General features: G+C 58.1%; 24 protein-coding genes and 1 pseudogene. 8 read left to right on the forward strand and 17 right to left on the reverse strand.

The window, feature by feature from the left end; all coding sequences use genetic code 11:
- The 6 genes from E0F99_RS21170 to E0F99_RS21195 form a co-directional block, all read right to left on the reverse strand.
- A partial coding sequence (locus tag E0F99_RS21170; protein WP_130908904.1) for a DUF7415 domain-containing protein occupies positions 1-200 on the reverse strand: 200 nt, incomplete at its 3' end.
- Entirely contained in the window at positions 200-661 is a 462-nt protein-coding gene (locus E0F99_RS21175) for a head completion/stabilization protein (protein ID WP_083357280.1), read from the reverse strand. The genes E0F99_RS21170 and E0F99_RS21175, both read right to left, overlap by 1 nt.
- The gene (locus E0F99_RS21180) at positions 658-954 is read right to left on the reverse strand and encodes a hypothetical protein (protein WP_083357281.1); all 297 of its coding nucleotides are present in this window, start codon (positions 952-954) and stop codon (positions 658-660) included. The genes E0F99_RS21175 and E0F99_RS21180 overlap by 4 nt, the downstream gene beginning before the upstream one ends.
- Before the next feature lie 98 nt (positions 955-1052).
- Positions 1053-1760 (reverse strand): phage terminase small subunit, encoded by a 708-nt coding sequence (gpM, locus tag E0F99_RS21185; RefSeq protein WP_083357282.1) that lies wholly within the window; start codon positions 1758-1760, stop codon positions 1053-1055.
- Positions 1761-1770: 10 nt separating this feature from the next.
- Entirely contained in the window at positions 1771-2835 is a 1065-nt protein-coding gene (locus E0F99_RS21190; RefSeq protein ID WP_083357283.1) for a phage major capsid protein, P2 family, read from the reverse strand.
- Between the two features lie 46 nt (positions 2836-2881).
- A complete protein-coding gene (locus tag E0F99_RS21195; protein WP_083357284.1) occupies positions 2882-3727 on the reverse strand; it encodes a GPO family capsid scaffolding protein in 846 nt (281 codons plus the stop codon).
- Between the two features lie 153 nt (positions 3728-3880).
- Between E0F99_RS21195 and E0F99_RS21200 the strand changes: the two genes are divergently transcribed.
- From E0F99_RS21200 to E0F99_RS21215, 4 genes are all read left to right on the forward strand, one after another.
- The gene (locus E0F99_RS21200) at positions 3881-5641 is read left to right on the forward strand and encodes a terminase ATPase subunit family protein (RefSeq protein WP_083357285.1); all 1761 of its coding nucleotides are present in this window, start codon (positions 3881-3883) and stop codon (positions 5639-5641) included.
- The gene (locus E0F99_RS21205; protein WP_083357286.1) at positions 5641-6663 is read left to right on the forward strand and encodes a phage portal protein; all 1023 of its coding nucleotides are present in this window, start codon (positions 5641-5643) and stop codon (positions 6661-6663) included. The genes E0F99_RS21200 and E0F99_RS21205 overlap by 1 nt, the downstream gene beginning before the upstream one ends.
- Positions 6664-6820: 157 nt before the next feature.
- The gene (locus E0F99_RS21210; RefSeq protein WP_083357287.1) at positions 6821-7615 is read left to right on the forward strand and encodes a DNA adenine methylase; all 795 of its coding nucleotides are present in this window, start codon (positions 6821-6823) and stop codon (positions 7613-7615) included.
- A 1278-nt stretch (positions 7616-8893) separates the two neighbouring features.
- Positions 8894-10453, forward strand: a complete 1560-nt coding sequence (locus E0F99_RS21215) for a diguanylate cyclase (protein WP_083357288.1) — start codon at positions 8894-8896, stop codon at positions 10451-10453.
- A 137-nt stretch (positions 10454-10590) separates the two neighbouring features.
- On the opposite strand, the gene E0F99_RS21220 is transcribed toward E0F99_RS21215, so the two are convergent.
- From E0F99_RS21220 to E0F99_RS21250, 5 genes and pseudogenes are all read right to left on the reverse strand, one after another.
- Positions 10591-10968 (reverse strand): c-type cytochrome, encoded by a 378-nt coding sequence (locus E0F99_RS21220; protein ID WP_083357289.1) that lies wholly within the window; start codon positions 10966-10968, stop codon positions 10591-10593.
- Positions 10969-11346: 378 nt separating this feature from the next.
- Positions 11347-11463 (reverse strand): annotated as a pseudogene (locus tag E0F99_RS30520) (EamA/RhaT family transporter); the annotation flags it as partial.
- 82 nt (positions 11464-11545) lie between these two features.
- Positions 11546-11881: a hypothetical protein gene (locus tag E0F99_RS21235; RefSeq protein WP_083357290.1), complete on the reverse strand. Its 336-nt coding sequence runs from the start codon at positions 11879-11881 to the stop codon at positions 11546-11548.
- Between the two features lie 322 nt (positions 11882-12203).
- Positions 12204-12782, reverse strand: coding sequence for a DUF4337 domain-containing protein (locus E0F99_RS21245; RefSeq protein ID WP_083357291.1), 579 nt, complete (start codon positions 12780-12782; stop codon positions 12204-12206).
- Between the two features lie 54 nt (positions 12783-12836).
- Complete coding sequence (locus E0F99_RS21250; RefSeq protein ID WP_083357292.1) at positions 12837-13721, reverse strand: LysR family transcriptional regulator; 885 nt, start codon at positions 13719-13721, stop codon at positions 12837-12839.
- A gap of 92 nt (positions 13722-13813) precedes the next feature.
- Between E0F99_RS21250 and E0F99_RS21255 the strand changes: the two genes are divergently transcribed.
- A complete protein-coding gene (locus E0F99_RS21255; protein WP_083357293.1) occupies positions 13814-14782 on the forward strand; it encodes an NAD(P)H-binding protein in 969 nt (322 codons plus the stop codon).
- Here E0F99_RS21255 and E0F99_RS21260 read toward each other — a convergent pair.
- Together E0F99_RS21260 and E0F99_RS21265 are read right to left on the reverse strand one after the other, a co-directional pair.
- On the reverse strand, positions 14769-15125 hold the full coding sequence (locus E0F99_RS21260; RefSeq protein ID WP_083357294.1) for a DUF2784 domain-containing protein: 357 nt from the start codon (positions 15123-15125) through the stop codon (positions 14769-14771). The genes E0F99_RS21255 and E0F99_RS21260 overlap by 14 nt on opposite strands.
- A 105-nt stretch (positions 15126-15230) precedes the next feature.
- Positions 15231-15557, reverse strand: a complete 327-nt coding sequence (locus E0F99_RS21265) for a helix-turn-helix domain-containing protein (protein WP_083357295.1) — start codon at positions 15555-15557, stop codon at positions 15231-15233.
- 361 nt (positions 15558-15918) lie between these two features.
- Here E0F99_RS21265 and E0F99_RS21270 point away from each other — a divergent pair, with 361 nt between their 5' ends.
- Positions 15919-16608, forward strand: coding sequence for an HAD-IA family hydrolase (locus tag E0F99_RS21270; RefSeq protein WP_083357296.1), 690 nt, complete (start codon positions 15919-15921; stop codon positions 16606-16608).
- 88 nt (positions 16609-16696) lie between these two features.
- Here E0F99_RS21270 and E0F99_RS21275 read toward each other — a convergent pair whose 3' ends face one another.
- A complete protein-coding gene (locus tag E0F99_RS21275; protein ID WP_083357297.1) occupies positions 16697-17443 on the reverse strand; it encodes a 3-oxoacyl-ACP reductase family protein in 747 nt (248 codons plus the stop codon).
- A gap of 106 nt (positions 17444-17549) precedes the next feature.
- Here E0F99_RS21275 and E0F99_RS21280 point away from each other — a divergent pair, with 106 nt between their 5' ends.
- Positions 17550-18473 carry a LysR family transcriptional regulator gene (locus E0F99_RS21280; protein WP_083357298.1) on the forward strand — a complete coding sequence of 308 codons (924 nt, stop codon included), beginning with the start codon at positions 17550-17552 and terminating at the stop codon, positions 18471-18473.
- Positions 18474-18498: 25 nt separating this feature from the next.
- Here the strand turns inward: E0F99_RS21280 and E0F99_RS21285 are convergent, their stop codons facing one another.
- The 3 genes from E0F99_RS21285 to E0F99_RS21300 all read right to left on the reverse strand — a co-directional run bounded on the left by E0F99_RS21285 (position 18499) and on the right by E0F99_RS21300 (position 21972).
- On the reverse strand, positions 18499-19227 hold the full coding sequence (locus E0F99_RS21285) for an aspartate/glutamate racemase family protein (protein ID WP_083357299.1): 729 nt from the start codon (positions 19225-19227) through the stop codon (positions 18499-18501).
- A 13-nt stretch (positions 19228-19240) separates the two neighbouring features.
- Complete coding sequence (locus E0F99_RS21290) at positions 19241-20770, reverse strand: NCS1 family nucleobase:cation symporter-1 (RefSeq protein ID WP_083357300.1); 1530 nt, start codon at positions 20768-20770, stop codon at positions 19241-19243.
- Positions 20771-21237: 467 nt separating this feature from the next.
- On the reverse strand, positions 21238-21972 hold the full coding sequence (locus tag E0F99_RS21300; RefSeq protein ID WP_083357301.1) for a phosphoadenylyl-sulfate reductase: 735 nt from the start codon (positions 21970-21972) through the stop codon (positions 21238-21240).
- A gap of 152 nt (positions 21973-22124) precedes the next feature.
- Here E0F99_RS21300 and thrH point away from each other — a divergent pair.
- The coding region (gene thrH, locus E0F99_RS21305; protein ID WP_130908907.1) for a bifunctional phosphoserine phosphatase/homoserine phosphotransferase ThrH at positions 22125-22482 on the forward strand (358 nt) is incomplete at its 3' end.

Consider the following 22482-nt stretch of genomic DNA (forward strand, 5'->3'; position numbering starts at 1 on the left):
TCTCCCTCCGGCTCTGTCGGTACTGCTGGCGAGGCATAGACGAACGGACCATCGGCCGATACGTAGGCGCCAGGGGATGCCCCGGTTTCAACAGTCCTAAAAATCGCCAGGCCGAGCGGGTGCATGATTTCGCGGTTGATCCGCTCATGCAGGCCGAGGCGGCTGATTTCGTTCCAGTCGATCACTTTCATGTCGCTCATCAGATCAACTCCACGGTGGTTCGGTTGACCCCGAGAAAGTCCCGAACGGCCCAACGCAGATCGCGGCGGTAATCGTCGATGGTCGGTGTGACTTCCTCGGCTTTGCTGTTGCCAGTGTTGGTTGCGCTGTAGTCGCGGTACCGCTCGCAGACTTCGGCGCCGGTCCCGGCCTCGATCGCGCGGCGGTACAGGTGGGCCTGGACCGATACGTCGTTGACCTTGTCGTCGGGTACATCGGTCAAAGTGGCGTAGCCGGCAGCCAGTTGCTTTGCCTTCCACAGCTTCAATTCACGGTTGAGGTTGATGGCTGCGGCGATTACGGCAGTTTCCAGACGAGCCGGAGTGACGCTGTCGTCAATGCGCAGGGTCGCCCGCAGCTGCTCAAGGTCGATTGAGGGCCAGAACGAGTCGGTATTGATATGGCCGCCGTTGACTGGTCCGCTCGCTACGAACGCGCTCAATTGGAAGGGCCTCGGATGTCTGCGCGGGAAACTTCGCGCAGGATCTGCTGCCGGGTGAATTCGGGGTGTTGTGTACACAGATGGTCAAATGCGCGCGCGGCGTTGCGGTTCACCAGCCCACGTTCGTGCGAGTTGGCCGGCATGATGGAGCCTTTCACAATGGGGCCGGTGCAGACGATGCGGTCGTAAGCCTCTGTCTCGGCCACATACTGTTCAGCCGCAGCAGCCAAGCGCCGTTCAGATTCCGTTGGAGTGAAATCACTCTGGTAGAGGTTGGCAAAGGCGGTGTTCATGACTGCTCCGATAGATCGCCGGTGGTCGGGGCTTCACGTTCAGGAGGAGCGGCCTGGCCGATCCGCCCCGAGCCGGCGGGGTGCGTGGGGACGCTCGGTTAACTGCCTGGGGCAGTGTGTTTCTTGAGGAGACGCTCGACGCGCTCCAGATCCTTTTTGCCGCCACAATTGCTGTGCAAGTCGATGGCTTTGCTCAGGTGAGCCTTTGCCACCACCAGAAAACCGACGTCAGTTGTCGTGAGGTTTTCATTCGGGACTTTTGCGGCGTTTTCCTTACCAATTGCCCGGTGCAGCTTGGCGCGGGCTTGGTCGGGCATGTCCTGTTCTGCGGTGATGCGGGCGGCCTGCTCCAGAATCCACAACGGGAAACCTTCACCAGCTTTCTGCGCTTTGAGGGCGGCTTCGGCGATTTCTTCGGCGATCAAGGTGCCCGTAGTGCGTTCGAAGCGGTCCGGCATGTTCAGGCCGTGCTTGATGACGTATTCGGCGATTTGCAGCGCACCGGGGTAGCCGCCGGCATCGATGCACCAGAGCATTATCGTAGTGAGCACTTCGTCCTGGGCACCGTTGCCGGCGTCCAGTACACCTTGCACGTAGGGTTCGTACTCAGGGATCAATAGCGCCTTGAGTTCCGCTTTGCCCTGGTTGGACTGCACCTGCTTGAGACGTGCACGGTGCTGGGCCAGTTGGGCAAGTTGGTGCTCGTAGGCAGTAGCGCCTGCCATTGATGTGGCCGGCGCTTTTGCGGCGGCCTCTATGGCTGCACGTTTGCGCAGCTGGTTGCGTTGGGCGGGTGTCTGGTGCATGGCGTGCCTCTTAGCCTTCAACTGGTGCTTCAGTCGGTGCTGGGTAGACGACGGCGGTGATGCCTTCCACCAGCGCGACCAGGCCGAAATCTTCGATGACATAGGCTTCGTTCGAAGACTGGTAGTCGGCGACGCGATCCAGCTCGGGTTCGTCTTTCAGGTGGCGACGACGGGCGCCGTTCTGGTAGTAGATCGAAAGGTTTTTGAGGGTGGTTACCAGCACCGTGTTGTCCGGGAAGAACGGCGCGTCGACCACCGGAAGGCCACCCAAACGGGCGCGGCTGACGATTTCTTGAGCGGAGTTTTCTTCCTGGTTGGAGTCGGCGCCCTTTTCTACTGCTGCCAGCAGCTTGCCGTGCATCAGGTTGCGCGAAACCATCACGCGCAGGTCCGGGCTATTGCGGTGCCAAGGGTCGAGCATTTGGATAGCGTCGAACACCAGGCCGTCGAGGTTGGCGTAATCACCCTCGAAGATGGTGTCCACGCCCAGCACTTTGATGATTTTGCGCGGGCCAATGGTTGCTTCGCTGAGCACGCGGTCATCGGCACTGGTGCGGATTTTTTGCAGCCAGCCAATGTTGACGTCCTGCAACAACGGGTTGGCCGCGCGGTTGGTATTCGCTGCGGCGCTGGTGCCGTTGAAGCCGACCATGATGCGGTCCAGCGCCTGGCGCAGGATGATCGCGTTGCTCAGCTTGACTTGGAAATCTGGAAACTTGGCCCATGCATCCAACAGGGCGTAGGGGAACGCGCTGTCGAAGTTGGTCTGCTTGCAGATGTAGGTGTCTTTGCTCAGTGTGCTGCGGCCCAGCGGGCTGCGGCGATTGCCACCGGAAGTATCGGTGCGGCTTGCAACCGGGCCATTTACGCCTAGCAGCAGGGCCTCGCCGGACTGCTCGTCGACGCCAATGATGTTGATCTGTTTCAGGAAACCATCGGATTCCTGCACCGCAACTTCCAGTTTTTGCTGAATGCTGGGGTCTACGCTGAATTTTTCGTGGGCACTGGCTACGCCATTGAGCAGGGCGATCTGCACGGCCAGGGCGGCGAAGGCGAAGCGTGTTTTTTTACGCATGGGGGTGTTCTCCGGTGAATAGGCTTGTCGGTGTTGGACCGTGGGTTCAGTAAGCAGTCAGTACGGTGCCTGCACCGCCAGTGCTGTGCGGGCGCTGTGCCTGGCTGAGGTCAGCGGTTTGGCCGAGCTTGGTTTTGAGCTCTTTCAGCTCGTTATCCAGGCTGGTGAACTGCTTTTTCAGGTCTACCAGGGCCTTGCTTGAAGCGTCGGCTTGCTCAGCCTGCTGGGTGGCGAGGGTTACCAGGCTTTCCAGCGCTTCACCGATGTCGGAGAAAGTGTTGGCGTCCTTGCCATCCTTGTCCTTGCTCATTTTGATGAACTCACCGAGCTTGGCTTTGATTGCTGCAAAAGCACTCGGCTGATCGGTGACTTCTTCGAATTCGAGTTCGGCTTCTTCGGCGGCGCTGAACAGGTTGTCTTTGTCCTGTTTGCGTCCGGCTAACGTGCCGTGTGTGGCGCTGAAGCTAAGAGCTTCGGTACCCAGACTGGCTGGGGTGTCGGTGATGGCAAGGCCGACCAGGTACGCTTTGCCGCTGTCGGCAAACTTCGGTTGGATCTCCACCGAGGTGTAGATCTTCTGACCTGCCTTGTTCAAGGCCAGCAACGCGTCATTGGGTTCAAGCTGGGCGAACAACGCCAGTTTCTTGATGCCGGCAATTTCGACTTCTTCAGCCTTAAGCGCTACGACGTCGCCGTACGCGCCGAATTCGCCACCAGGCCAATAACCCTTGATGTGCTCGCAGTTGATGCGAGCGCCATAAGTGTTGGGGCTGTACTGCGAGGCCATGTCGGCAATCCAGCTCCGCTCGATGATGCGGCCATCAGTGGTCGCGCCTTCTACGGCAATGCGGGTCCACTTGGAGCGGAATTTCTGTTTGGTGCTGCTAGCCATGGGGAGTCCTCAGTGCGGTGGCGGCGAACTGCCGTTGCGATGTGGGCATGGTCGGCAGCTGCGGCCTCGCGAGCAACGAGCCGCACTTGTAGAGCAAGGCTCTACAGGGAGCGGGGCGGGTGTACTACGCGCGCGGGAGGCAGCATCTGCGCCATGAATGCTCTCGCTGAAATTCCCATCCGTGATAACCGTCGCCAGGCCAAATTTTTGTACTGGACGGGTTGGCGCATCACCGAAATTGCCGAGTACCTGGACGAAAAAGAGAAGACCGTCCACAGCTGGAAAGCCCGTGACGAATGGGACCGGGCGGATAACGTCGAGCGAATTGGCGGGGCGTTGGAAGCGCGGTTGGTGCAGTTGATCCTGAAGGAAGGCAAGACCGGTGGCGATTTCAAGGAAATTGACCTGCTCCACCGGCAGTTGGAACGCCAGGCCCGTATCGAGCGGTTCAAGGGCGGCGGTACCGAGTCTGAGCTAAACCCGAAACTGAATGACCGCAACAGCGGGCCCAAGAAAAAACCGAGCCGCAATGAGTTCAGCGAAGAGCATATTGAGCTGCTCACCCAGGCGTTTGTCGATGGGTGCTTCGGTTATCAGCTGGATTGGTACAAGGCGGGTAATCAGCGCACCAGGGCCATTCTGAAAAGCCGGCAGATCGGGGCGACTTTCTACTTCGCTCGAGAGGCGTTGATTGATGCCCTGACCACGGGGCGTAACCAGATTTTCCTGTCGGCATCGAAGAATCAGGCTCACATTTTCAAGTCGTATATTCAGTCGTTTGCCAGGGAAGTCGTGGGCGTTGAACTGACCGGCGATCCCATCACGCTGGCGAATGGCGCCGAGCTGCACTTCCTGGGCACCAATGCCCGCACCGCCCAGGGCTACCACGGAAATTTCTACTTCGACGAATTCTTCTGGACGTTCAAGTTCAAGGAACTGAACAAAGTCGCCTCGGGTATGGCGATGCAGAAGCAATACCGCCGTACCTACTTCAGCACGCCGTCGAGCATGGCTCACGAGGCATACACGTTCTGGACGGGGGAGCGATTCAACAAGGGCAAACCCGCTGCCAACCGTATTTCTGTGGATGTGTCCCACGATGCCCTGCAACAGGGGCGGTTGTGCGAGGACAAGGTGTGGCGGCAGATCGTCACGATTCTGGACGCCGAGCAGCGCGGCTGTGACCGGTTCGACCTTGAAGAGCTGCGCCAGGAGTACGACGCCGAGGCCTTCCAGAACCTGCTGATGTGCCAGTTTGTGGACGACGGGGCGAGCATCTTCCCACTGTCGATGTTGCAGTCGTGCATGGTGGACAGCTGGGTTAACTGGGCCGAGGACTACAAACCATTGGCGCCGCGCCCGCTTGCAGACCGCCAGGTGTGGTTGGGCTATGACCCGGCCGAAACGGGCGACAGCTCTGGTCTGGTGGTCGTAGCGCCGCCGATGGTGCCTGGCGGTAAGTTTCGGGTGATTGAGCGGCACCAGTTCCGTGGCATGGATTTCGCGGCGCAGGCCGAGTCCATCCGCATGGTGACCCAGCGCTACTGGGTTACCTATATCGGCATAGACGTAACCGGCATGGGGTCGGGCGTGGCGCAGTTGGTGCGGCAGTTTTTCCCCGGACTGACAACGTTCAGCTATTCGCCAGAGGTGAAGTCGCGCTTGGTGATGAAGGCCTATGACGTGATCAACAAGGGCCGACTGGAGTTCGACGCCGGCTGGACCGACTTCGCGCAATCACTGATGGCTATCCGCAAAACCATCACCGCCAGCGGCCGGCAGTTCACCTATACAGCTGGGCGCAGCGAATCAACCGGCCACGCCGACCTAGCCTGGGCTCTTTTCCATGCACTACACCACGAACCGCTCGAAGGGCAGACGGCTGCCAATACCGGGCGGATGGAGCTTTTTTGATGAGTACAAACAATGAGGTGGCGGTTGCCACGGAGCAGGCCGTGAGTGATCACAAGTCGGTTGCGTTCACGTTCGGCGAGCCGGAGTCGGTGTTGTCGGCCAGGGAGATTTTCGACTCGCTGGAGTGCTGGTTTAACGGGCGCTGGTATGAGCCGCCATTGTCGCTGGATGGACTGGCTCGATCGGTGAAGGCCAGCGTTCACCTTGACTCGGGGCTGCGCTTCAAGCGTAACCAGCTGACCCGCACGTTCATCCCGCACAAGTTGCTGAGCCGTGAGGCGTTTGATCAGTACGCCCAGGACTACTTAGCGTTGGGCAATGGGTATGTGGAGGCGCGGCGGTCATTGCTGGGCACCACTGTAGCGCTCAAGCCTGCGTTGGCGAAGTACATGCGGGTAGGGAAGGACGGGCACTTTTTCCAGGTGCAGGGCTGGAAGAATGAGCATGCGTTTGACCAGGGCAGCGTCTTCCATTTGCGCGAACTGGATCTGCATCAGGAAATTTACGGGTTGCCGGAGTGGCTGTGTGCACTGCAATCGGCCCTGTTGAACCAGTCGGCGACGTTGTTCCGCCGCAAGTATTACGAGAACGGCAGTCATGCCGGTTTCATCCTGTACATGACGGACGCAGCGCAAAACGAATCCGACATCGATGACTTGCGCACGGCGCTGAAAAACTCCAAAGGGCCTGGCAATTTTCGCAACCTGTTTGTGTACGCGCCGAACGGGAAGAAGGAAGGCATTCAGTTGATCCCGGTGAGCGAGGTTTCGGCCAAGGACGAATTCAACTCGATCAAGGATCAGACCCAGGGCGATGTGCTGGCGGCGTTGCGGGTTTATCCGCAGCTGATGGGCATCGTGCCGAAAAACGCGGGGGGCTTTGGATCACCGCAGGAAGCTGCGGGCGTCTGGGCCACGCTTGAGCTTGAACCGATCCAGACCCGACTGGCCCTTTTGAATGACTGGGTCGGCGAAGAGGTGGTGCGCTTCAAGCCATTTGAGGTTGTTACGGGGGAGAAGTAGTACCCCCGCGCAGTAAACGAGGCGACGAGCTGGTGCGCTAACACCCGCTCGACGCTGAATCACTCGAACGTGCCGAGTGCTCCAACCAAGGCCTCGCCCCACTGCGCAGGGGGTGCGAAGCCTAAGCGAATCCAATTGTCGAAACAAGGATCACTTAATGAGCACACCAATTATCCCGTGGATGGGCGGCAAGCGTCGCCTGGCAGATCGCCTTATCCCGCTGTTCCCGCCCCATGAATGTTACGTCGAGGTCTTTGCCGGCGGCGCCGCGCTCTACTTCATGCGACCCCAGGCTGCACCCGTTGAAGTCCTCAACGATATCAATGGTGACCTGGTCACGCTGTACCGCGTTGTCCAGAACCACTTGGAGGAGTTCGTGCGCCAGTTCAAATGGGCGCTCAGTTCCCGCCAGGTGTTTGAATGGCAGAAGATTACCCGGCCGGAAACCCTCACCGACATACAGCGGGCTGCCCGGTTTTTCTATCTGCAGCACCATGCTTTCGCCGGAAAGGTCAGTGGTCAAACCTTTGGCACAGCCACCACTGGCCCAGCCATCAACCTGTTGAGGATCGAGGAGAACCTGTCTGCTGCCTGGCAGCGGCTGTCTGGTACCTATGTCGAGAACCTGGGCTGGCTTGAGTGCGCTGAGCGCTACGACCGACCGCACACCTTCCATTACATGGACCCGCCTTACTGGCAGACCGCTGGCTATGGGGTGGACTTCCCGTTTGAGAACTATGAGCGGATGGCTGACTTCATGCGCCGTTGCAAGGGCAGGGTGATGGTGAGCATCAACGACCACCCTGACATCCGCCGAGTGTTTGAGGGGTTTCACTTCGAGACGGTGGACATCCGCTACAGCACGACGAATCAACGGCAGGGGAAAGCTGAGGTCAGTGGAGAGCTGGTGATCATGAACTGGGAGCCAGCGGCACTGGGAGGGTTGTTCTGATCTGACTGCTACACCAAGACAATGAGCAGCCCATGAGGCGGCTTTTTTCTGTCTGCGAAACGAGCATTTACGATCACGAAAGTTGGGTGCGCACACATGAACTTTCGCCGCTCAGCAGCGTGAAAAACCCCAGTTCAACATAGCATTTGCGGGGCGTCACAGCAAGCCTGGGCGACTGTTCGGCCCAATAAAGACGGGGCTTTCGGCGAGTTGCGGGTGGCGGTAGGGATGAGGCTTTGTTTCGGGGGGTTGACGTGCCACAAGGTGGGCCACTGACGTGCTACATGTGGGCTGTGACGTGCTTCAACGCTCGGCGCGCGCCGTCGTCCCCCCACCTCGCCTGCGGGCTAAATGGGTCGTTTTTTCTGCGGCCCTGCGGACAGCCCAACGCGGAACTGGCTGGGGGGCTGCTCGGCGTTGTGGGGTGGTCAAAAGCCTGCGGAACCCTGCACCGAGGGGGTATTTCGTTGAAGGCGTCTAAAGGCTCTGCTGTTGAGGGGGAGGGGGGGAGTCTCAAAAAGAGTAACTTCAGTAATCTCTCCACAGAAACGGTCTGGAGGCCACGTATTTCGTGGGTTTTGAGATTACAAAAAGGAGTAACAGAGAAGTAATTGAAAAGGTAATTTTTTACCAACCTATTGATTTTAAAGGGGTTTATAAAAGTAGAGAATTACATTTATAAAGAGTAATCAGATTACTTCAATATTACTTAAAGATTACCTTTTGATCGGAATATAAAACCCTTTATTTTCAATGGCTTGAGAGTGAAAAACGGTCAAGATTACTTATGTTACTCTTTTTTTTGCCCCCCTCCAGACCCCGGACGTCAGGCCCCTATAAGTGTGATGCGCACGCGTACAGAGATGCATGCTGAGTCCCATGGGAATGGCGTGGGAATGCTTTTGCGCAACTGGCACCGCTGGAGCCCTTGTATTCCGGGGCCTCTGCTTCGCGATCGAGGGTGCGGGTACTTTCGAATCTCTCCTTCACCGCCACATTAAGTAAACACAAACCCCTGATTTTCCTAGAGAAAGTCGGGGGTTTGTGGTTTTTGGCACCTGAAAAAAGGCCATAAAGGCTCAATGTGGGGACTGGCGGTATTTCTTGTGACTGTCCTCAGACATATCTGTGCTATAGGTCCAGAATGGGTTAACAGTCTCCCTCACTGGCTGAGCGGGCTGTTCGTCAAAACTGATTGACTCCCACCTACATATTCAAGGGCGGTTCATACAGGATCGAAATCGTTTGTAATCCATCCGCCTACCCGGACTGCGTAAAATGACCACTCGACCGAAGCCTAAGCTCAATCTGCGCATTCTGATTCTTATCTTTGTACTGCTTGCTGCAAGCGTGACCCTCGCCAATAGCTTCTGGGTGATGTTCAAGACTCAGAAGCAGGAGCTGATTGAGAATGCGCTGCAAGTGAACAAAGCCTACGCCTCTCGGATCGCCAAGAGTGTCGAACAGGTGCTCAATTCCGACCTCGACAAATTGAAATATGGCTCAGTGGTCATCGGCAAAGCATTTGATGATAAGCACGCTTTGGCGGGAGAAACACAGCGGTTGTTTGGGCAGGATGCCAGTTTCAACTCCGTGCTTGTCGCCGACTCATCGGGAACTATTATTGCGTCAGCCCCCGAAAGCTTTCGCCTCAATGGCCGGGTTTTGCAACACAAGGAACCCCTCAACCTTCGCGTGCCGAGAATCAGCAATGCCTTTAAGTCCATAGCAGGCAATCTGGTGATTTTTATCACTCAGCCCGTATTTGGCACGAAAGGAGAGTACTTGGGCCTGATAGGGGGCAGCGTTCAACTTGAGCAAAAAAACACGCTCCAGGCCATGATGGACACCAATGTGCGCAAGGATGGCGCGAATGTTTATCTAGTCGACAGCAGCCGTCGGGTGCTTTATCACAGCCGTCCCGAACAAATCGGAAATATCACTGGAAAGAACGTGATCGCCGATGCGGCACTTAGCCAGGACGCAGGTGTTTTGCAGGCAGCGCAAGAGAATGGAGTGGAAATGCTCGCGGGCTTCGCCAGAGTGCCGAGCAGCGGCTGGGGGGTGATCTCGCAGCAGCCACTCGAAAACATACACGCTGTTCTACGTCAGACAATGCTCAAGGTTGCGCAGGGCATAGCTCCACTTGCCTTTTTCGGAATCGTTTTGATCTGGTGGCTGGGAGCGCGGATCTCAGCCCCGCTGTCCAGGCTCGCCGATTGTGCCAAGCGACTGGACACCCTCGACAGCTACAACCTTATCAGTGCAGTGCCGGCGAACTATTTCGAGACTTGGCAGATTCGCAGGGCGTTGCTGCTTGGCGCCACCTTGTTACAAGAGAAGATCGGCAAGCTTAACCTGCAAGCACAAACCGATGCGCTAACCGGGCTGGCCAACCGCCGGGCGATGCAGGATGTCTTGTTGCGTTGGCAAGACGCTGACAGAGCGTTCGCAGTCGTTTCCATGGACATCGACCACTTCAAACGGGTGAACGATACATTTGGCCATGGTGTGGGCGATCAAACACTGAGGGCTATCGCAGAACTGATGCAGCACAACTCAAGGTCTAACGACTTGCCCTGCCGCGTCGGTGGGGAAGAGTTCGTATTGTTGTTGCCCAATAGCTCGCTTCAAGCGGCAACGGATGTCGCAGAGCGGCTGCGTGCCTCGATCGAAGCCGCAGAGATCGTTACTGTCGGGCACATCACTGTTTCGCTGGGCGTCGCGCTATGGCAACCGGGGGGTGATTCGGTATCCGTCGTGCTTGAAAGGGCTGACAAGTTGTTGTACCAGGCCAAGCAGGACGGTCGTAATCGCGTGGTGGCGCAGCAGCCTTGATGGGGCGCGCGATCTGCAGGGGAGCACAGCACGCTGTTTTGGAAACGCGGCACTATTACCTCTCGCACGACGGCTACCGACTCGCCCGTCTTCAACAACAGGCTGGAATGAGTTTGCCAGCAGTGGCTGGCCCACCATCATCGACTTTGTGCAATCACACCACTCATGTACTGGTTTAAATCGCGCAGATCGTTAATTGTCCAAGCGTGCGGCGGTACCTTCACACCATTGTCTCGCAATGTTCTTGGAATCAAGTCTCCATTGGGGCGCAGTATTACCGACGATACAATAACGCCTGGATAATCATTGAGTCGTTTCTTGAAGGCAGGTGTTGTGAGATTAGGTGTGGGAGGGTTGCTCTTATTCGCTAATGGTCCTGTTCCCTTGATGGGTGTTCCGTGGCACATGGAACATCTTTGCAAAAAGAGGTTTTTCCCGTTGGCGTTATCCGCGAAGGACAATGGTGTTTGTAGGAGCGATAACATTCCCAGCGCAGCAACGAGCACTATTTTCATTTTTGTAGGGTCTTGTTGTATGAGTCGGGTCTGAATCGAGGGCAGGCCCCAGTAGGTGTGCAGTGGCGATACGTTGCCTAGTGTATAGACGAGTCTTTAAATTCTAAAGCGAGTGATATGCCATGAGCACAACGGCATCAGTTACGCCACGGCTACCGTCATTCTTATCCCAAAAGTCATTCAGTGGAGAGGGATGGTACTTGTTGAGGATGTTGAAAAAATACCTCGGCACCTAAAGTACTGGATGGTCATACCAACTTTCGTTACCTGTCTCTCCCTTTTCGGCCTCACCCTCAGCTGGTTATTTATTAACGATTGGCCTTGAAAAGAAGGCCGACGCTATCTCGCCCTTGCCCACAATGTCCGGCCGCCCAGCCCTCAATGCCTATGCCGATGATGCACATCCGGAAAATGCGCATGGCTTTGCCGCATCACACTATGCACATGCACATGACTATGTGGCTGCGTCGGGTCCGACTCAACCCCATGCTCATGCTACTGAGGTTCATGGGCCATCCTCGTAAGTCTGGCCCATGATACGTCGCTTGCCAGGGTCAGCGCCCTGACAACGTCATACTTACTGCGCGGTTTTCAGCTTGATCACATCACCCGAAATCTTGGTGGTGTAACCATTGAGTACCCAGGCCCAGAACCATTTTTCCTGCACTTGGGTGTTGATCAGCGCGTCGCCGCCTTTGGCCTTGATGGCTGCATCCTGGGCGCGCACGAAGCGGCTGTTCTGGCCGATCGGGATGACGCCGAGCAACATGACGCCGGTGGCGCTGCCTTCACTGTGGCCCAAAACGGTGTATTGGCTGCTGTCGTACTGCGGGGATTTGATGGCGGTGCCGGTGCAGCCTGCGAGCGCGAAACCGAGAACAGCTGCTGCAACCACTTTACTGACGTACTTCACTGGGTAACTCCATGGGCAAAAATCGAGATCCAATTCTCGAAGGGGTGCCACTCTAATCGCCGTACTGGCAGATTGAAATAAATTACCCGCAAATTTCATCTTCAAGCCTGCACGTACACAGCCTTTTCCTCAGTCGGCGCGACAATCGGGTGGTGGGTCTTGCCGCTGGTAGCCAGCACTTCGGGGGCTGTGCTGGACATTAGACGTTTTACTATATAGCGATGTGATGGCAGAACCCAACGTTGAAAACACCGAAGAGCCCATGTGGGAGCTGGCCCGCCACAACAGGCCTGCTCACACATTTTTTACCGCGTTCGGTCAGTTAGAGGTGCAGCCAGGCTAGGCTGCCTAGGACCATGGCGACGGTGCCGGCGGTGTAGGACATGCGTTTGAGCCATTCCTTGCGCGTGAGCAACGTAATCGCCGCCAATGAAATCGCGATCTGAATCGCGGACATCGCCTGGGCCCAGCGGTGGTGCTGGTGCAGGGCTTCCTCGGATTTCTGATCCCATTCTTTGGAGGTGGCCTCAAGCTTCTCGGCCTGTTTGCGCACCTCTTCCTTCTGGCCCTTGTAACGCTCGATTTCATCCTTGTAATGCGCGGCATCCACGCCGGGAATGTGCGTGGCCAGTTCGGCCAGGTTCTGGCGGCTGGATTTGGCTTGGTAGTAGTTCCACTGGTTGGCGGCTTCGGTCTTGCTGATGGCGGCGTTGTTCTTGTCCATCGCCGCTTCGCTTTCGGTGGAACCGGCCTGGTAGCTGAGCATGGCGCCGAGGGTGGCCATCAGCGCAGTCATCACGGCGATACGGCTGGCGAAATTGTCGCCGCGCCCGTGCGCATGTTCGTTGGTGTGTTCGATGTGTTTTTCGTGGGGGCTGGGGACTTCGAAGGCTTCGGACATGGGGGCGTCTATGAAGGGGCTGAGGGAGTCTGATTCTTCACCAACAAGGCTGTCTCAAGCCTGTACGTAACGCTGCAAACCCGCCACTAATGCATCAAAGGTCACCCGGCAACGGGGGCTGTTGCGCAGGTCTTCGTGCATGGTGACCCAGGTGTCCATCTTGAACGCAAAACCGTCCGGCAATACCCGGTGCAGGCGCGGGTTCTGCTTGGCCAGTTGCACCTGGCAGCCACCGATACCGGCACCGGCGCGGATGAGCGCCAGTTGCGCCAGGTCGTTGTCGCTGCTGATGGCGAAGGCGTTGCGCTCAAAGCCCTTGATGGCCAGGCTTCGGATGAAGGCGCTTTCCTGGTCGAAGCCGATCACCGAGTGGTTCACCAAGTCCTGCATCTGAAGCGGCATGCCATGCTGCTGCAGGTAATCATCGCGGGCGTGCAGGCCCACTTCAATCAAGCCGACACGCCGCGCCAGCAGTTGCTCCTGGCTGGGCCGGACCATGCGCACGGCGATGTCGGCTTCCAGTTGCAGCAGGTCGATCAGGCGGTTGGTCAGGATCAGTTCAACGCGCAGCTGCGGGTGTTGGTGACGCAGTGCGGTGATGATCGGCGGCAGCACTTCCACACCGACCACTTCACTGGCGGAGACCCGCACTACACCGCGCACTTCATCGCCTTGGGCGGAAGCGGCGCGCTCCAGGGCGGCGGCGGTGCGCTCCATGGTTTCGGCGTGGGCGCGCAAAGTGTGGGCGACGGCGGTGGGCAGCAAGCCTTGCGGCGAACGTGTGAACAGCACCACGCCCAGCGCCGTTTCCAGCGCAGCGATGTGCCGGCCAACCGTAGGCTGTGTGATGCCGAGCAGGCGTGCGGCCCCCGACAACGATCCTTCCTTGAGTACGCCGAGGAACGACCGGTAAAGCTCCCAACCAATATTCGTTGCCATGCATAAATGTATAGCAGCTGGATGCTCTTCGGTAATTTATCTATAGCGGCGCCGCACACAAAATGGCTTCACTAACAACGTGGGAGACGGTCATGAGCAAGGTGCTGGTATTGGGTGCAACCGGCGGGATAGGCGGTGAAGTGGCCCGGCAGTTGAGCGCGGCAGGCTGGGAGGTGTGTGCGCTGACCCGGGATGTGGACAAGGCTCGCGGTGAGAACGCGGCGTTTGCCTGGATCAAGGGCGATGCGCTCAATCGCCAGGAAGTGCTCGCCGCCGCTCGTGGCTGTGCGGTGATCGTGCATGCCGTCAACCCGCCGGGCTATCGCAATTGGGCCGAGCTGGTGATGCCGATGATCGACAACACGATTGCGGCGGCCATCGCCGAAGGCGCAACTATCGTGTTGCCCGGCACGGTCTACAACTTCGGGCCGGATGCATTTCCCGTGTTGCACGAACACTCGCCGCAACACCCTCAGACCCGTAAGGGCGCGATCCGGGAGCAACTGGAGCAGCGTTTAGAGCAGGCTTCCCGGCAGGGCGCGCGGGTGTTGATCGTGCGGGCCGGGGACTTTTTCGGCGCCAGGGTGGCCAACAACTGGTTTGCCCAAGGCTTGGTCAAACCCGGCAAACCCGTGCACGCCATCAGCTATCCGGGCACGCCCGGTGTGTTGCATCAATGGGCATACCTGCCGGATGTGGCGCGCACGATGGTCGAGTTGATTGCGCGTCGGGCAACCCTTGAGGCGTTTGCGCGCTTTCATATGGCGGGGCATGAGGACGTGGATGGCACGCAGATGGTTCAGGCGATCCAGCGGGTGGTGTTGCGTAGGTCTGGCCGTCAGCCCCGCGTAGGTCGCTTCCCGTGGTGGTTGATGAAATTGATAGCGCCCTTTGTCGTCACCGTCCGCGAGATGCAGGAAATGCGCTACCTGTGGCAAACCCCGTTGCGCCTGGATAACCAGCGCCTGGTGGACACCTTGGGCCGCGAGCCCCACACACCACTGGATCAGGCGGTGGAAGCTACATTGGTCGACCTGGGCTGTCTGCCTACGCCCGCCTGATCAAGCGCACATACACCGCGATGTTGATCAGCAACACCAGTGCCCCAAGCACTAATTGGATATTCGGGGTCAGCCCGGCCGGGTAGATCAGCGTGAGGAGGTAATGCTCGATAAACCCGCCGCCATAACCGTCTTGCCCGGCGAGGTGGCGCAGCAGGTTTTCCCAGCGGGTCAGCGGGCAGGGCAGGTGGAACACTTCCACGGCCACCCCCCAGGCCGCAGCGGGCAGGTGCAGCCATATGACCGGCCGCCACTTGAGGGCCAGCAATCCGCCGAACAGCACGAACAGGATGAAACACAGGTGAAACAGCACCAGGCTGTCGGCGGCTACGTGATAGAGCATGTGTGGGTTCGCTTTTAAGGTTGGCAGGCGTCAGGCGCCAAGCGGTTCCCGCTGATTTTAACGCGTGGGCAGCGATAATGAGGGCGCGGATGTGCTTGGGTAACGCTAGAGCTCCAGTTGAGTGGCGTTGATGCCAAACGCCTTGGCGATCTTTTCCCGCGTTGCCCGGCGAGGTTTGTTCACCGCCTCTTGTTGGGCGAAAGCCGATTGAGAAATACCCAGGCGTGTGGCGACGTCTTCCTGGGTCAGGTTGAGGTGTTCGCGCCAGGCGCGGATGGGGGTAAACCCATCGATAATCAGGTTGACGACTTGATAGGGAATAAGGTGGTTTCGGCCCTGCTGTGCGAGGTATTGCCCATAAGGAATAACCACAAACGCAGGCTTGCCTTCCAGATCGTTGATGACTTGTATGTGGGGGGACGCACTGATCATGTTTTTCCTGCTTAAGCCTTATTAAAGGCTTATTTTTTGATAAGGCTTTAACACGTTTTTAGGGCCTATTTTGCAAATACACTAAGCCGGGTGCCTTGCAACGTTAGTCTGTCTCCCGAGGCCAGTTGATCGAAGCTGTTGCTGCATGTAAGCCCGACTGCGTGAGTGTCTTCGGCACGCGCCTTTTGCGCGCGCCTTTGCGCCTGCCTTTGCACTTATCTTTGCACTTATCTTTGCCCACCGCTGCCTTGGCCTAGTTGATCCGTGTGGTTATCAACGCCGAGCCACAAAGGTTGCTTGCAGGCAACCTCGGCCGTTATTGTGCTGAAACCTTTTAGTCCTTCCCCAAGGTTCTGTTGTGATGAATGCACCGCGTACCGCAGTCGGTCCAATCAAGGCCGTGATTTTTGATATGGACGGGTTGTTGCTGGATACCGAAGGCATCTACACCGAAGTTACTCAGATCATCGCCGAACGCTACGGCCGCACCTATGACTGGGGCATCAAGCAGCACATTATTGGGCGTGGAGCTCAAGACTTGGCCGACTACGTAGTCAAGGCGCTGGACCTGCCGATTACACCGGCTGAATTTCTGGAAATCCGCGAACCGCTAATGAGCGAGCGTTTCCCCAAGGCCTTGGGCATGCCCGGCGCCGAAGCGCTGGTGCGGCACTTGAAGGCGCATAACATTCCGATTGCGGTGGGCACCAGTTCGTCGCGCAACTCGTTTGGTCACAAGACCACATTGCACCGCGAATGGTTTGGCCTGTTCGGCACCATCGTCACCGCTGACGACCCGCAAGTCGGTGCCGCCAAGCCTGCGCCGGACATCTTCCTGACCGCCGCACGTCGCCTGGGCGTCGCGCCAGAAGACTGCCTGGTGTTCGAAGATTCGCCGTTCGGTGTCACCGCCGCCAAAGCCGCCAACATGACCGCCATCGCCGTGCCGGATGAAGCCATGGCCGACAGCAAATACCACCACGCCGACCAGATTATCCGCAAACTCGCAGACTTCGACCTGGCCGCGTATGGCTTGCCACCCATGGCCTGACGCAACACGTTTGAAAAATGTGGGAGCTGGCTTGCCTGCGATAGCGCCCTCAAGAGCGCCATCGCAGGTAAGCCAGCTCCCCATTGTGTTATGCGCTGAAGCCACCATCGATGGTCAAGCTGGCACCGGTGATATACCCAGCCTCAGGCCCTGCCAGATAGGCTACAAAACTCGCTATCTCCTCCACCTGCCCATAACGCCCCACCGCCATCAGCCCAATCAACGTCTCGGCAAACTCACCACTCGCCGGGTTCATGTCCGTGTCCACCGGCCCAGGCTGCACATTGTTAATGGTGATGCCGCGCGGCCCCAAGTCCCGTGCCAGGCCCTTGGTCAACCCCACCAGCGCCGCCTTGCTCATCGCATACGGGCCACCGCCGCCAAACGGCATGCGCTCGGCATTGGTGCTGCCGATGTTGATCACGCGGCCACCTTCGCTCATATGTTTGGCCGCCTCCTGGGTGGCGATAAACACACTGCGCACATTGATCGCCAGGGTCTGGTCGAAGTCTTCCAGCTTGAAATCCTCCAGCGGGGCGATGGCCAGCACACCGGCGTTGTTCACCAGGATATCCAGGCGCCCAAAGGCTTCGACGGTGGTGTTGACCGCGTGGCGAATCGCTGCGGCATCGGCGCTGTCAGCCTGGATTGCCAAGGCTTTGCCGCCTGCGCTGATCACGCTGCTCTGCAACTCTTCAGCTTTCGCCGCAGAGCTGACATAGGTAAAAGCGACGGCTGCGCCTTGTGCGGCAAGGCGCTTGACGATGGCGGCGCCAATACCGCGGGAACCGCCTTGAATCAAGGCGACTTTGCCAGTGAGGTTGTGTGTGGTCATGTCGATCTCCAAGTCGTTAATGGGTCGAGTATCGACTTCACCCACCCAACCCGGTAGACCGTGATTGCTATAGTCTGTGTAAACCAAAAGTTTAGAATGGGTCGATATGGAAAGCTTTGGCAGTATCGAATGTTTCGTGCGCAGCGCCGAAGGCGGTAGCTTTGCCGAAGCCGCCCGGCACTTGAGCCTGACCCCGGCGGCGGTGGGTAAAAGCGTCGCCAAGCTGGAAGCGCGCCTGGGTGTGCGCCTGTTCCAGCGCAGCACTCGACGCCTGACCCTGACCGAAGCCGGCAAGCTGTTCCTCGAAGAAGTCAGCGGCAGTCTTACCACCATCCAGAACGCTGTGGCTAACCTGGCCAGCGCCGAAGGGCGACCGGTGGGCACGCTCAAGGTCAGCATGGGCACGGTATTCGGCAATCGTTATGTGGTGCCGCTGCTGGCGGAATTTATGCGCCGCTTCCCGGATATCAGCCCGGACTGGCACTTCGAAAACCGCCAAGTCGACCTGATCGGCCAAGGCTTCGATGCCGCCATTGGCGGTGGTTTTGAACTGCCCCAAGGCGTGGTGGCGCGCAAGCTGTCCCCCGCGCATCGGGTGTTGGTGGCTTCCCCGGATTACTTGGCGCGGCGCCTGCCGGTGCACGCGCCCGAAGATTTATCGCGGTGCCTGGGCATCCTGATCCGATCTCCGCAAACCGGCCGCGTGCGTACTTGGCAGCTCACCGGCCCGGAGCGTGAACAACGCCCGCTTGTTCTCAAACCACGCATGACCATGAGCGACTCCGAAGCCGCCTGCTGCGCGAGTGCCCAAGGTCTGGGTATTGCACTCGTGAGCATGCCGATGGCCGTGCCGTTCCTCGACAGCGGCGCACTGGTGCGGGTGTTGTCCGACTGGTACGTCGACGACGGCAACATCTCTCTCTACTACGCCGAACACAAACTGCTGCCCGGCAAGACCCGCGCGTTTGTGGAGTTCATCATCGAGCAGTTTGCCGAGCAGAAACTGGGGCAACGGTTCAGCGCGATTTGATCACGGCTGCCGGCCGCGACTCGGTCTACCTGCCGAACTGACTGGGCCAACCAATGACCTTCTTCGACCTCGGCGTCGCATACGTCCTGATCTTCGACGTCGATAACCCCAGTCGCACCAGCGATTCAGCAATGGTCACCGCCGCCGTCACCCCATCCACCACCGGCACGCCGGTGCGCTGGCGAATCTGCTCATCCAGCCCGGCCATGCCGCCGCAGCCCAGGCAGATCACTTCGGCCTTGTCCTCAAGGATGGCCAATTCTGCCTGGCGCACGATGGCTTCCATGGCGGCCAGCGGGTCTTCTTCCAGTTCCAGCACCGCCATGCCGCTGGCGCGTACCGAGGCGCAGCGTTGGTACAGGCCGGCGAGTTTCAGCCGGTCTTCGATCAGTGGCACGGTGCGGTCCAGCGTGGTGACCACTGAGTAGGCATGCCCTAAAAACATCGCCGTGCTGGCTGCCGCTTCGGTGATGTCCACCACCGGCACGTTCAACAACTCCTGCAACCCTTCACGGCCATGTTCGCCATAGCCGGCCTGGATCACAGCATCAAACGGCTGGTCGTAGGCCATCACCCGGTCCATCACCGCGATGGCCGCCAAGTAGCTCTCAAAATTGCCCTCCACCGACTCCGCGCCAAAGTAGGGAGTGAGCCCGACAATTTCGGTGCCCGGTGAGGCCACGGCCCGTGCCTGCTGGGCGATGGTCTCGGTGATGGAGGCGGTGGTGTTGACGTTGACCACGAGGATGCGCATGGAATGTCCTTGATTAATGACTGACGTTATCGACTGCAATGCTTTCGCCGCTGACATCGGCGTAAAACGCTTGGCGCTTGGCGATCAGCCGGTACAACAGCCCTGCAATACCGGCGCCAAACAGCCAGGAAAACGGTGCGACGCTGGCAAAACCAGGCAGCAGCGCCAGCAGGATGGCGATCACTGCCGCAGGCACGAACGCTGCGACTGCGCGCAAATTGACCCCACGGCTGTAGTAATAAACGCCATGCGGGTCTTCGCTATACAACTGCAAGACATTCACTTGGCTTTTACGGATCAGCCAGTAATCGACCATGATCACCCCGTACAACGGGCCCAGCAGTGCGCCAAGGCCGGAGAGGAAATACACGATCACCAGCGGGCTGTTGTAGAGGTTCCACGGCAGGATCAGCACCGCCAAGGTGGCGCTGATCAGCCCGGCGCGGCGAAAGTTCAGGTACTTGGGCGCCAGGTTACTCAGCACAAATGCCGGCGCGACGAAGTTGGCCATGATATTCACTGCCACCGTGACGATCAGGAACGCCAGGCAGCCCAGCACCAGGAAGAAGGTGTTGGGGATGGCCGCGATGATTTCGGTCGGGCTTTCGATGACCCGGCCATTGAGCTGGAACTGCCCGCCGCACAGCAGCACGGTGATTGCGGCAAACACCAGGATATTCACCGGCAAGCCCCAGAAGTTACCGACCAGGATGGTCTTGCGGCACGGTGAGGAGCGGGCAAAGTCGCAGAAGTTGAGGATCAGCGTGCCGTAGATCGTCAGCCACAACGCGCCACCGGCAAAGATATTGCGCCACATCTCGCCGCCGCTCAGCGGCTCGCGAATTGACCAGGCAATGTTGCCGCCGACCTGGAAGTACATCCAGCCCGCGAGCGAAGCCACCGTCACCAGAATCACCGGCCCGGCGAACGCTTCATAGCGGCGCACCATTTCCATGCCGTAAGCCAGGATCACCAGTTGCACAAACCAGATCGCCACGAAACACGCCCAGCCCAAAGTGGATAAACCCAGGATCGAGTTGTGGTCATACTCGGCAAACCCCGGATGAATTGCCGACAACAACACGCGGAAAACCACCGAGGCCAAGTAGGTCTGGATACCAAACCAGGCAATCGCGATGACCGCGCGGATTAACGCCGGGATCTGTGCGCCGTGGATGCCGAAACTGATGCGGCTGATGACCGGAAATGGCACTCCGGTTTTCTGGCCCATAAAGCCTGACAGGTTCATGAAGAAGTACACCAGTGCCGCGCCGATCCCCAGCGATAACAGAATTTGCCAGCCGCCAAGCCCCAACGCATACAAGCCGATGGCGAATGAATAGTTGGCGATGTTGTGCACGTCGTTGGTCCACAACGCAAAGATGCTGTAGCACCCCCAGCGTCGGCCTTCGGTCTTGGTGGGCGCCAGATCCTTGTTGTGCAGACGCGGGCTGAGCACCTGCGGGCCAAGGCTTGCAGGCTCGGGGTGCAAGGAGGAGGAGGGCAGATCCAGCGCGATGTTGTTCGAGAGGCTTGTACGCATTCCGGCAGGCTCCGGCGCATCTTCGGCAGCGCCTAGGATGGCAAAGTGTATGTATGTTTTGTATTTATTGTATACAAAGCGTAATTCACGTTAAGCCACATGCGTGCCAGTTTTCGGGCTATCAAAACCGCGAGTAATTTCCTTTTTGTTAGGTATTCAAATAACTGACTGAATTAAAAGCGATATAAATTGACCGTTTGAACAGGTATTTATTTTTCGCTGGAGAGGCGCTCTATTCAAGAGGCAAAAAGCAGGCGGAGATGGGTGTTACGTTTTGGTGCGAAATAAAATAAATTGCACACATAAATGGCACCGATGGTTACATTGATGTGTACAACATTACAGCCACCACAAAGTAAATGTGGGAGCGGGCTTGCCCGCGATAGCGGTGTATCAGCCAACTCCTCATTGACTGACACGCCCTCATCGCGGGCAAGTCCGCTCCCACATGTTTACGGCACTCAATCTCAGGCCTTGCTGATGATATTCCCAGCGTGCAACCCACATTCCTTCTGCGTAGCTTCTTCCCACCACCATCGGCCCTCACGCTCATGCTGGTTCGGCAATACCGGACGGGTGCACGGCTCGCAGCCGATGCTGATAAACCCGCGTTCATGCAGGCTGTTGTATGGCAGTTCGAGCATACGGATGTAACCCCAGACTTCCTCGCTGGTCATTTGCGCCAGCGGGTTGAATTTGTACAGGGTGCGCTCGGGTGTGGAGAACGCCGTATCGATTTCCAAGGCTGCCACCTGGCTGCGGGTGCCAGGGCTCTGGTCACGGCGTTGGCCGGTGGCCCAGGCGCTTACGTCGGACAGTTTGCGCCGCAGCGGTTCGATCTTGCGCACGCCACAGCATTCGCCATGGCCGTCCTTGTAGAAACTGAACAGGCCCTTTTCCTTGACGAAGGGTTCCAGCTTGCTCTGGTCCGGCGAAATCAGCTCGATGTCGATCTTGTAGAACTCACGCACCTGCTCGATGAACCGGTAGGTCTGCGGGTGCAGGCGGCCCGTGTCGAGGCTGAACACCTTAACGTTCTTGTTCAGCTTCCAAGCCATGTCTACCAGCACCACGTCCTCGGCACCGCTGAAGGAAATCCACAGGTCATCGCCGAACTGGCTGAACGCCAGCTTGAGAATGTCTTGGGCGGATTTGTTGGCATAAGTCGCGGCGAGTTCAGCGACATCGAAGGCTTGGGTCATCAGGACGGTTCCTACAGGTCAGTGGCGCTGAGCGCTCTATAGGGGAGTGATGGTATCAAAATCCGTCCTGCGTTGCGGCGGCCAGCTTGAATCGCTAGAGTTCGGCAGTCCTTTTGCTCGCTCAACTTGAATAAGATAAATAGGGGTGTGTTGTGGAAATTGCCTGTCTCGACCTGGAAGGGGTACTGGTTCCAGAAATCTGGATCGCCTTCGCTGAAAAAACCGGTATTGAATCCTTGCGGGCCACCACCCGGGATATTCCCGATTACGACGTGCTGATGAAGCAACGCCTGCGCATCCTCGACGAGCATGGGCTCAAGCTCGCCGATATCCAGGCAGTGATCGCCACCCTCAAGCCGCTGGACGGTGCCATCGAGTTCGTCAACTGGCTGCGCGAGCGCTTCCAGGTGGTGATTTTGTCAGACAACTTATACGAGTTCTCCAAACCGCTGATGCGCCAACTCGGCTTCCCGACCTTGCTGTGCAATGGGTTGCTTACCGATGAGGACG

The sequence above is a fragment of the Pseudomonas antarctica genome, assembly GCF_900624995.1.
Lineage (GTDB): Bacteria > Pseudomonadota > Gammaproteobacteria > Pseudomonadales > Pseudomonadaceae > Aquipseudomonas > Aquipseudomonas antarctica.